Source organism: Lysobacter tyrosinilyticus, assembly GCF_054779815.1.
Map to the genome: position 1 here is coordinate 187,401 of NZ_BAAGXN010000006.1, position 9,827 is coordinate 197,227.

General features: G+C 64.8%; 10 protein-coding genes. 3 read left to right on the forward strand and 7 right to left on the reverse strand.

The genetic code is table 11. The features are described 5' to 3' along the window. Window positions 1-3: 3 nt before the first annotated feature. The 4 genes from kdsA to ACYVGK_RS14510 all read right to left on the reverse strand — a co-directional run bounded on the left by kdsA (window position 4) and on the right by ACYVGK_RS14510 (window position 3,720). Complete coding sequence (gene kdsA / locus ACYVGK_RS14495) at window positions 4-837, reverse strand: 3-deoxy-8-phosphooctulonate synthase (RefSeq protein ID WP_460734931.1); 834 nt, start codon at window positions 835-837, stop codon at window positions 4-6. Then, the gene (locus tag ACYVGK_RS14500) at window positions 834-2,501 is read right to left on the reverse strand and encodes a CTP synthase (protein WP_460734956.1); all 1,668 of its coding nucleotides are present in this window, start codon (window positions 2,499-2,501) and stop codon (window positions 834-836) included. Before ACYVGK_RS14500 ends, kdsA begins: the two co-directional genes overlap by 4 nt. A gap of 183 nt (window positions 2,502-2,684) precedes the next feature. Beyond that, on the reverse strand, window positions 2,685-2,954 hold the full coding sequence (locus ACYVGK_RS14505; RefSeq protein ID WP_460734933.1) for a hypothetical protein: 270 nt from the start codon (window positions 2,952-2,954) through the stop codon (window positions 2,685-2,687). Window positions 2,955-3,087: 133 nt separating this feature from the next. Continuing rightward, window positions 3,088-3,720, reverse strand: coding sequence for a hypothetical protein (locus ACYVGK_RS14510; RefSeq protein WP_460734935.1), 633 nt, complete (start codon window positions 3,718-3,720; stop codon window positions 3,088-3,090). A gap of 205 nt (window positions 3,721-3,925) precedes the next feature. On the opposite strand from ACYVGK_RS14510, the gene ACYVGK_RS14515 reads away from it, so the two are divergent. Together ACYVGK_RS14515 and parE are read left to right on the forward strand one after the other, a co-directional pair. Next, on the forward strand, window positions 3,926-4,627 hold the full coding sequence (locus ACYVGK_RS14515; protein WP_460734937.1) for a hypothetical protein: 702 nt from the start codon (window positions 3,926-3,928) through the stop codon (window positions 4,625-4,627). A 37-nt stretch (window positions 4,628-4,664) separates the two neighbouring features. After that, window positions 4,665-6,554 carry a DNA topoisomerase IV subunit B gene (gene parE, locus ACYVGK_RS14520; RefSeq protein ID WP_460734939.1) on the forward strand — a complete coding sequence of 630 codons (1,890 nt, stop codon included), beginning with the start codon at window positions 4,665-4,667 and terminating at the stop codon, window positions 6,552-6,554. Window positions 6,555-6,718: 164 nt separating this feature from the next. On the opposite strand, the gene ACYVGK_RS14525 is transcribed toward parE, so the two are convergent. From ACYVGK_RS14525 to ACYVGK_RS14535, 3 genes are read right to left on the reverse strand one after another with little or no spacing between them, the layout of a single operon-like run. Next, window positions 6,719-6,892, reverse strand: coding sequence for a hypothetical protein (locus ACYVGK_RS14525; protein WP_460734941.1), 174 nt, complete (start codon window positions 6,890-6,892; stop codon window positions 6,719-6,721). After that, window positions 6,889-7,668, reverse strand: a complete 780-nt coding sequence (gene hutG / locus ACYVGK_RS14530; RefSeq protein ID WP_460734943.1) for an N-formylglutamate deformylase — start codon at window positions 7,666-7,668, stop codon at window positions 6,889-6,891. The genes ACYVGK_RS14525 and hutG overlap by 4 nt, the downstream gene beginning before the upstream one ends. Window positions 7,669-7,681: 13 nt before the next feature. Further along, a complete protein-coding gene (locus ACYVGK_RS14535; RefSeq protein ID WP_460734945.1) occupies window positions 7,682-8,938 on the reverse strand; it encodes an NAD(P)/FAD-dependent oxidoreductase in 1,257 nt (418 codons plus the stop codon). A 256-nt stretch (window positions 8,939-9,194) separates the two neighbouring features. On the opposite strand from ACYVGK_RS14535, the gene ACYVGK_RS14540 reads away from it, so the two are divergent. Beyond that, window positions 9,195-9,827, forward strand: a 633-nt coding sequence (locus ACYVGK_RS14540) for a PepSY domain-containing protein (protein ID WP_460734947.1), incomplete at its 3' end; no start/stop codon positions are given.

Here is a 9,827-nt window from a genome sequence, read left to right on the forward strand (position 1 = left end):
AAGTCAGACGCCGGCTTCGAGGAAGCCGTTCTTCTTCGTGATGCGGTCGATCTCGAGCAGCGTCTCCAGCAGGGCGCGCATCTTCGGCAGCGGCCAGGCATTGGGGCCGTCGCTGAGCGCTTCTTCCGGCTTGGGATGCGTCTCCATGAAGATGCCGCTGATGCCGACCGCCATCGCGGCGCGCGACAGCACCGGCACGAATTCGCGCTGGCCGCCGCTCTTGCCGCCGGCGCCGCCGGGCAACTGCACCGAATGCGTGGCGTCGAACACGACCGGGCAACCGGTGTCGCGCATCACGCTGAGCGAGCGCATGTCGCTCACCAGGTTGTTGTAACCGAAGCTCGCGCCGCGTTCGCAGACCATGATGTCCTTGTTGCCGGTCGCTAGCGCCTTCTCGGCGACGTGTTTCATTTCCCACGGCGACAGGAACTGGCCCTTCTTGATGTTCACCGGCTTGCCGGCGCGGGCCACGTTCTGGATGAAGTCGGTCTGGCGGCACAGGAACGCCGGCGTCTGCAGCACGTCGACCACGCTCGCGACTTCGTTCATCGGCGTGTATTCGTGCACGTCGGTGAGCACCGGCAGGTCGAGCTGGCGCTTCACCTCGGACAGCACTTTCAGGCCTTCTTCCATGCCCGGGCCGCGGAAGCCCGACACCGAAGTGCGGTTGGCCTTGTCGAAGCTGGACTTGAAGATGAAGGGAATGCCGAGTTCGGACGTGATTTCCTTGAGCGTGCCGGCGGTGTCGAGCTGCAGCTGCATCGACTCGATGACGCAGGGACCGGCAATCAGGAAGAACGGCTTGTCGAGGCCGATCTCGAATCCGCAAAGCTTCATGCAGTCACTTCCTTCAGCAGACGGCCGCCGGCCTTGTGTTCACGCGCGGCGCGGATGAAACCGATGAACAGCGGATGGCCATCGCGCGGCGTGGACAGGAATTCCGGATGCGCCTGGCAGGCCAGGAACCATGGGTGCTTGGCGCGCGGCAGCTCGACCATTTCCACCAGCGTCTCGTCCATCGACTTGGCGCTGATCACCAGGCCGGCGTTCTCGAGTTCGTTGAGGTAGCGGTTGTTGAATTCGTAGCGGTGACGGTGGCGCTCGCCGATCACGTCCTTGCCGTACAGCTCGCGGGCGAGCGTGCCGGGCTTGAGGCGCTGATCCTGCAGGCCCAGGCGCATGGTGCCGCCGAGGTCGGATTCCTCGCTACGACGCTCGACCTCACCGCTGGCGGTGCGCCATTCGGTGATCAGGCCAATGACCGGATGCTGGGACTGCTTGTTGTTCTCGGTGCTGTTGGCATCGGCGTAACCGAGCACGTGGCGGGCGTAATCGACCACCGCCGCCTGCATGCCGTAGCAGATGCCGAAGTACGGGATGGCCTGCTCACGCGCGTACTGGGCGGTGAGCACCTTGCCTTCGAAGCCGCGGTCGCCGAAGCCGCCCGGCACAAGGATGCCGTCGACGCCTTCGAGCACCTTGCCGCCGTCCTGTTCGACTTCGGTGGATTCCAGCCACTTCAGGCGCACCTTGGTGCGCTGACGCAGGCCGCCGTGCTTGAGCGCTTCGGCCAGCGACTTGTAGGCGTCCTGGTGGTCGATGTACTTGCCGACCACGGCGATCGTGACTTCGTCGACCGGGTGATCGGTGGCGTCCACCACCGCGTTCCACTCGGACAGGTCGGCTTCGGGCTTGACCTTGTTTTCCAGGCGCAGGCGTTCGACCACGATCTGGTCCAGCTGCTGCTGGTGCAGCCATTCCGGAATCTTGTAGATGTTGTCCAGGTCGACCGCGGAGATGACGGCCTTTTCGGACACGTTGGTGAACAGCGCGATCTTGCGGCGCTCGCCGTCCGGCAGCGGCTGCTCGGAGCGGCATAGCAGCACGTCGGGCTGGATACCGATCGAGCGCAGTTCCTTGACCGAGTGCTGGGTCGGCTTGGTCTTCAGCTCGCCCGCGGCCGCGATGAACGGCACCAGGGTGAGGTGCATGAACAAGGCCTTGTCCGGACCGCGTTCGGTGCGGATCTGGCGGATCGCCTCGAGGAACGGCAGCGATTCGATGTCGCCGACGGTGCCGCCGATCTCGACCAGGGCGACGTCGAAACCGGCCGTGGCTTCGTCGATGCGGCGCTTGATCTCGTCGGTGATGTGCGGAATGACCTGCACGGTGCCGCCGAGGTAGTCGCCGCGGCGCTCCTTGCGGATCACGGACTCGTAGATCTTGCCGGTAGTGATCGAGTTCTTGCCGGACAGGCGCACGCGCAGGTAGCGCTCGTAGTGCCCGAGGTCCAGGTCGGTCTCGGCCCCGTCATCGGTGACGTAGACCTCGCCGTGCTGGAACGGGCTCATCGTGCCCGGATCGACGTTGATGTAGGGGTCGAGCTTCATCATCGTCACGCGCAAACCGCGTGCTTCGAGGATGGCGGCCAAAGAGGCGGCCGCGATGCCCTTGCCAAGCGAAGACACCACGCCGCCAGTGACAAAGACGAGCGGCGTTATGGAATTTTGGGGGGTCATGGGGGAAGCGGGCTCCCGGAAAGCGATAGTTTACAGATTGGTTGCCGGCCGGGCGAGCTTGACGGGGGCGGCAAGACCGGTTCCAGGCGCGAGTGCCTCCATCTCTGGCGCCCAGAAAGCAGAACGCCCCGGCGAAGCGGGGCGTTCGATGGAAGCGGGGCGAAATCAGTGACCGTCTTCCTCGGGTTCGTCTGGCTGTTCCTCGTCGGCGCCGGACGACTTGACGTCCTTCTTGGCCTTGCCCTTGGTGTCCTGCTTGCGGTCCTTCTGCGCGTCGGCCTTGGCGGCATCAGCCTTGGCAGCCTTGCCCTGCTGGGCCTGGGCGCTCTTGTCCTGCGCGTTCTTGTCCTGCGCATCAGCGCTCTGCGCGAACGCCGTCGGCGCGGCCAGAACAGCGGCAATCAGAGTCGGAAGCAGCAGCTTGCGGATCGTCATTTGCATCTCCTAATGCGCTGCCAGGAGCTCAGCAGCGGGCGTCACGTTACGACAACCGCCCATGCCCGGAACTGAACAGGCCCGGTAACGCAAACGCCCGGTTTCCCGGGCGCTGCGTGCACTTCAATGTGCCTCAGCGACGCTGATCGCCGCGCCGTCCCTTTTCCTTGGGCTCCTTGGCCGGCTTCGCCTTCGCAGGCTGCGCGTCGCCCTGGCCGGCCGCCTCGTCCGGCTTGCTGCCCGCATTCGCGCCAGTCTGTCCCGCCGCACTCGCAGCGGCCTGCGCATTACCTTCCAGTCCGCCGGTGACCTGGCCCTGCGCACCCAGATCGGCCGAGGCCGCACCGGACGCGCCGCCCGCCGCACCCAGGGCGGAATTGGCGGCCGCCGTGGCGTTGCTGTTCACGGCGCCGACCGCCTGAGCGCTCGCATTAGTCGCGGCCTGCGCGCCGGCACGTGCGGTATCGCGTGCGCGGGTAGCCGTGTCGGCCGCCATTCCTGCACCCGCGACCGCTGCACCGTTCACTGTCCGCGCGGTATCGCTGACCGCGGTTCCCTGAACCTGTGCATCCGCGTTCGCACGCTTTTCGATACGCGAATCACGGGCAGTCGCGCCGATGTCACCGCGACCCATGGCACCGACGTTGACGGGACCGCCACCTACATTGATGCCACCGCCGCCACCCAAACCCACGCTCACCTGGGCATTCGCGATCGGCGCTACCAGCGCGCCGCTGATCATCGCCATCAAAAGAATCTTGCGCATTTCCTTCTCCTGCAGTCTTGGGGAATGCCGCGCCATCGGCGCGGACGTCGCTGCATTGGCGACGTGGCGACCGTAGGCAGGCGCCGCCGACTCGCCCCTGAATTTGCACCCAGGGAAAATCACTCAGGGAATGGCATCCGTTCATGCTTGACCGTTCCGGACCGGGTCGCCATGCTCGCGACTCCTTGAAGGGGGTCCTCGTCGCATGCGCCGCATTTGCCTGGCTTTGCTCCTGCTATTGACTTTCCAGCATGCCGCCCTGGCGGCCGACAACGCCACGGCGCTTCCGCCGGAAAGCGTCAAGGTGAACGAGCTGACCCAGGACCTGCAGCGTTCGAGCCAGAACTCGGAGAGCCTGGACCTGGTGTGGTGGATTCCCGCCGAGTTCTGGGACGTGGTGATGGCGGACGAAAAGGAAACGGGCGAGAAGACGCGACGCGAATTTGGCGACCTGTTTCGCAGTTACACCATCGTCGCTGCGGTGAAGGGCAAGATCGGCTCGTTCGGTGTCAGCGATTTCGAATCGGAGTCCGATCTGCGCGCCAAATTGCGCATCCTCGATGCGAGCGGCAAGTCGCATGAGCCGATCGCCGCCGCCAAGGTCGATCGCCGCCTGACCATGCTGATCCAGGTCATGCGACCGATGTTCAAGAATCTGCTCGGCGAAATGGGCGACAACATGCAGTTCTATGTTTTCCCCGGCAAGGGCTCCGACGGCAAGCGACTGGCCGATCCGCTCAGCAACGGCACGTTCAGGGTCAACTTGGGCGACGAGTCGTATTCGTACCGCCTGCCCCTGGGCAGCCTGCTGGTGCCGCGCCGTGATCCGTCCACCGGCGAAGTCTTTCCGGGCAGTTACCGTTTCAATCCCTACACCGGCACCGAACTGAAAGCCGAATCGCCCTGATTCGCTGCTTCTACGTCACGCAATACCTCAAGCATTCATGAGCTCACGCTATAACGCCGCCGATATCGAAGTTCTCTCGGGCCTCGATCCTGTCAAACGCCGCCCGGGCATGTACACCGATACCGCGCGGCCGAATCATCTCGCCCAGGAAGTCATCGACAACTCGGTCGACGAAGCCCTCGCCGGCCATGCCCGCAGCATCGAAGTCACGTTGCACAACGACGGCAGCTGCGAAGTCTCCGACGATGGCCGTGGCATGCCGGTGGACATCCATCCGGAAGAGAAGATCCCAGGCATCGAGCTGATCCTCACGCGCCTGCACGCGGGCGGCAAGTTCAGCAACAAGAACTACACCTTCTCCGGCGGCCTGCACGGCGTCGGCGTGAGCGTGGTCAACGCGCTGTCGAAGTATGTCGATGTCTTCATCAAGCGCGAAGGCAACGAGTACAAGATGAGCTTCAAGGACGGCGATCGCGCCTCCAAGCTCGAGATCATCGGCACTGTCGGCAAGAAGAACACCGGCACGCGCCTGCGCTTCTGGCCGGACCCGAAGTATTTCGACACGCCCAAGTTCAACCTGCGTTCGCTCAAGCACCTGCTGCGCGCGAAGGCCGTGCTGTGCCCGGGCCTGACGGTAAAGCTGTTCGACGAAGCCACCGGCGAGAAGCACGAGTGGATGTACGAGGACGGCCTGCGCGACTACCTCAGGGGCGAATTGTCGGGCCTGGAAGCGCTGCCGCCGGACCTGTTCGTCGGTTCGCTGAAGAAGGACACCGAAGTCGTCGACTGGGCCGTCGCCTGGCTGCCCGAAGGCGAGCTGGTGCAGGAAAGCTACGTCAACCTGATTCCCACAGCGCAGCACGGCACGCACGTGAACGGCCTGCGCACCGGTTTCACCGATGCGCTGCGCGAGTTCTGCGACTTCCGCAACCTGCTGCCGCGCGGCGTGAAGCTGGCGCCGGAAGACGTGTGGGACCGCGTGTCGTTCGTGCTGTCGGTGAAGATGACCGACCCGCAGTTCAGCGGTCAGACCAAAGAACGTTTGAGTTCGCGTCAAGCCGCGGGCTTCGTCGAAAGCGCTGCGCACGATGCATTCTCGTTGTGGCTCAACCAGCACACCGACCTGGGCGAGAAGATCGCGCAGCTCGCGATTGAGCGCGCCGCCGCGCGCCTGAAGACCGAGAAGCAGATCGTCCGCAAGAAAATCACGCAGGGCCCCGCCCTGCCAGGCAAGCTCGCCGATTGCACCTCGCAGGACCTGTCGCGCACCGAACTATTCCTGGTCGAAGGCGATTCGGCCGGCGGCAGCGCCAAGCAGGCACGCGACAAGGACTTCCAGGCAATCCTGCCGCTGCGCGGCAAGATCCTGAACACCTGGGAAGTCGCTTCCGGCAGCGTGCTCGCTTCGCAGGAAGTGCACGACCTCGCCGTCGCGATCGGCTGCGATCCGGGCAAGGACGATATCTCCGGCCTACGCTACGGCAAGGTCATCATCCTCGCGGATGCGGACTCCGACGGCCTGCATATCGCGACGTTGCTCACCGCGTTGTTCGTGAAGCACTTCCCGGCGCTGGTAAGCGCCGGCAATATCTTCGTCGCGATGCCGCCGCTGTTCCGCGTCGACGTGGGCAAGCAGGTGTTCTACGCGCTGGATGAGGAAGAAAAGCGCCTGCTGCTCGACAAGATCGAGCGCGAAAAGATCCGTGGCCAGGTCAACGTCACCCGCTTCAAGGGCCTGGGCGAGATGAATCCGTCACAGCTGCGCGAGTCGACGGTTCACCCGGACACGCGCCGCCTGGTCCAGCTCACCGTCGACGACAACGTCGAGACGCACGCGCTGATGGACATGCTGCTAGCGAAGAAGCGTTCGGGCGATCGCAAGGCGTGGCTTGAGAACAAGGGCGACTTGGCGACCCTGGAAGTCTGATCGGCGGCACTCGCCACGACAGGCCTCTTTGTAGAGCGGAGCTTGCTCCGCTGCCTTTGTGTAGCGCTGAGCCTGCTCGGCGCAGTTCGCAGGGGCAACAGCGATCCGGGCAGACCCGGATCTACGAAGGCAATGCAGCGGAGCAAGCTCCGCTCTACAAGGCGCTATCTCCGCAACGCGGCGAACTTCGCCTGAAGCCATTGCACTACCTGATGCAATTCAACCGGGAACAGCATCGTCAACGCCAGATAGACGGCCACCGCCCAAATTGCGAATACGGACAGCGCCAACCAAGGCCGCCCCTGCTTTTTCTGCCCCTTGGTTCCGATGTAGGTCATGCCGCGGCCTCCAGCAGGGAGCGGATCACCGTCTGCGCTCCCGCAGCCTTGGCTTCGTCATACGCGAACGTATCCTCGTCCATGTAGATACGTTGGCTGATTTCGAGTTGGATCGCATCAATGCCGCGCGCCGGATCGGCGTAGTGACGGGTGATGTAACCGCCCTTGAAGCGGCCGTTGACCACGTAGTCGTAACGCGATTGCGCTGCCAATGCGGCTTCCACGCGCGCCTGGCGCTGCGGCGAGCAACTCGCGCCGCTGGACGTGCCCAGATTGAAATCGGGCAACCGGCCCGGGAACAGGAATTCGAGTTCGCTGCCGCGGATCGAATGCCCTTCCCATAGCAGCGCCTGCCCGTGTGCCACATGGAGGCGTTCCAATTCCGACTGCAGTGCCTCGTGATAAGGACGCCAGTAGGTCTCGGTGCGCGCCGCGATCTCGTCCGCCGACGGCGCCTGCCCTTCCCGATAGACCGGCGCACCGGTGAACTGCACGGCGGGACACAGGCCGGTCGTGTTCTGGCCGGGATACAGCGACGTGTCGTCCGGAGGACGGTTGAGGTCGATGACGTAGCGCGAATGGCGCGGCACGAGGATCGAAGCGCCCAGCTCACGCGCGAACGCGTACAGCCGCGACACATGCCAGTCCGTATCGGGCGCCAGTCTCGCGCGCTCGACCATGCGTTCGGCGAGATCGGCGGGAATGACGCTGCCGTTGTGCGGCAGGCTGATCAGGATCGGGGCGGTACCGCGGTGGAGTTCGAAGATGTCGTTCATTCCATCGTCACTATCAGGCAAAACGTGCCGGCGAATACGGCATCGGATCGAGGGCAGGCGCTGTATCGGTCATCTGGTCTGCGACGAGCTGGCCGGTCGCCGCGCTCATGCTCACACCCATCATGCCGTGCCCGGTTGCGAGCCACAGGCCGTCGCGCTGCGGCACGCGGCCGATCAACGGCACATCGTCGATACACATCGGCCGCCAGCCGTACCACTTCTCGCGCACTTCCGGACCCACCGGGCGACGCAGGTATTCGGCTGCACCGCGCTCCAGCGCCGCGAGACGGCGCGCGTTGAGCGTGTCGTCGTAACCGGAAAACTCCATCGTGCTGCCCAGACGGAAGCCGCTGCCCCATGCGGTGACGCAGACCGAGCGCTCACGCAGCACGATCGGCCGGCGCGGCACCAGCGACGGTGCCGAGTAGGTGATCGAGTAACCCTTGCCCGGCTGCATGGCGCGTCGCAATCCGCTGAAGCCGATCGCGTCGGCGAGCCGCGGCGACCAGGCGCCGAGGGCGAACACGACATCGTGCGCCTGCATCGGGCCCCGCGTGGTGTGCAACGTCACCTCGTCGCGCGCGACGTCCACGGATTCGAATGCGCACTGCTCGAGGATCTCGCCGCCGCGCGCACGGACCAGACGCGCGAGTTCGTCCACGTAACGATCCGGACGCAGCACCGCGTCGCCGTCGAAACGCATCGCTCCTGCGACGCCAGCCTTGAGCGCGGGTTCCATCGCTTCGTACCGCACGCCGTCGATGGCTTCGACGGTGACACCGAAGGCGCGTAGCGCTTCCATCTCCTTCTGTTCCTCGGCGAAAGCGCGGCGATCGCGGAAGATGTAGTCGACGCCGGCCTCTGCGAATTCGCATTCCATGCCGTAGTGGCGAACCCAGTCCGCCAAGCGCGCGCGCGAATCGTTGAGCAGCGCCGACTTGGCCAGCGCGCTGCGCTGCCAGTCGCGGGGATTGCAGCGCGCGGCGAAACCGAGCAGCCAGCGCCACAACATGGGATCGATGCGCGGTTTGACGTAGAGCGGTGCATCGGGCGTGAGCATCCAGCGCAGCGCCACCGCGACCATGCCCGGGGCCGCCAGTGGCGGCGCGTGGCTGGGCGTGATCGTGCCGCAATTGCCGTGCGACGCCCCGCCCCCGATTTGACCGGCATCGATCACCCGGACGCCGCGCCCGGCCTCCAGCAGAGCCACTGCGGAAGCCAGGCCGATGACCCCCGCGCCGACGATGACGACATCCGTTTTTTTGTGCATCGCAATATGAATTGGTATGGAAAGGCCCGCTTACCTGCGGAATTGGTCACATTTGCAACGAATTGCTGCGTTGCGACATGACAGCATCGGCAAAGTTCGAGACTAATGGTCCACAACTTGCCTCCGTGCTGCATGGGCCGCAGCCGGACTGGCCACCAAGACCACATCTCCAGCCGCTAGCGCAGGGTGCGGGGAAGTGTATGTGCGCAGTCCCGGTTTCGTCCGGTCCAAACAATCCACAGGGGTAGTTTTTCCAATGCAAGCACGTCTCCTCAGCACGGCCGTCCTGGCCGCGCTTGCCGTCTCGGCTCCCGCCTTCGCCGCCAACATCAACTCCCAGGCCGCCCAGCGCGCCCAGGGCCTGATCGATGGTCATGGCGCCGCTTTCCAGCGCGCCGACGCCGACGCATTCGTCGCCAAGCGCACCATCGTGGACGCCAACGGCAACGAGCACGCCCGCTTCGACCGCACCTACCGTGGCCTGCCGGTGATCGGCGGCGACGTGGTCGTGCATTCGAAGAACGGCCAGTTCAAGTCGGCCAGCCTGACCCTGAAGACCAACGGCCGTCCGGACGTCACCCCGCAGCTCAGCGCCGACCAGGCCATCGTCGAAGCCGGTACGGCTTTTGGCACCGGCTTCAACGGCGTCCCGGCTGCCAGCCTGGTCGTCTACGCCCGCGGCAACAAGCCGGTGCTGGCGTATGAAGTCGTGATGGAAGGCAGCAAGGCCGACCAGACCCCGACCGCGATGCATTACTTCGTCGATGCCAAGAACGGCCAGATCCTCGACAAGTGGGACACGATCGAAACCACGGTTGCCTCCGGCACCGGCAAGACCCTCTCCTACGGCGACGTCGGCATCACCACCGAGTCGGTCTCCGGCAGCTAC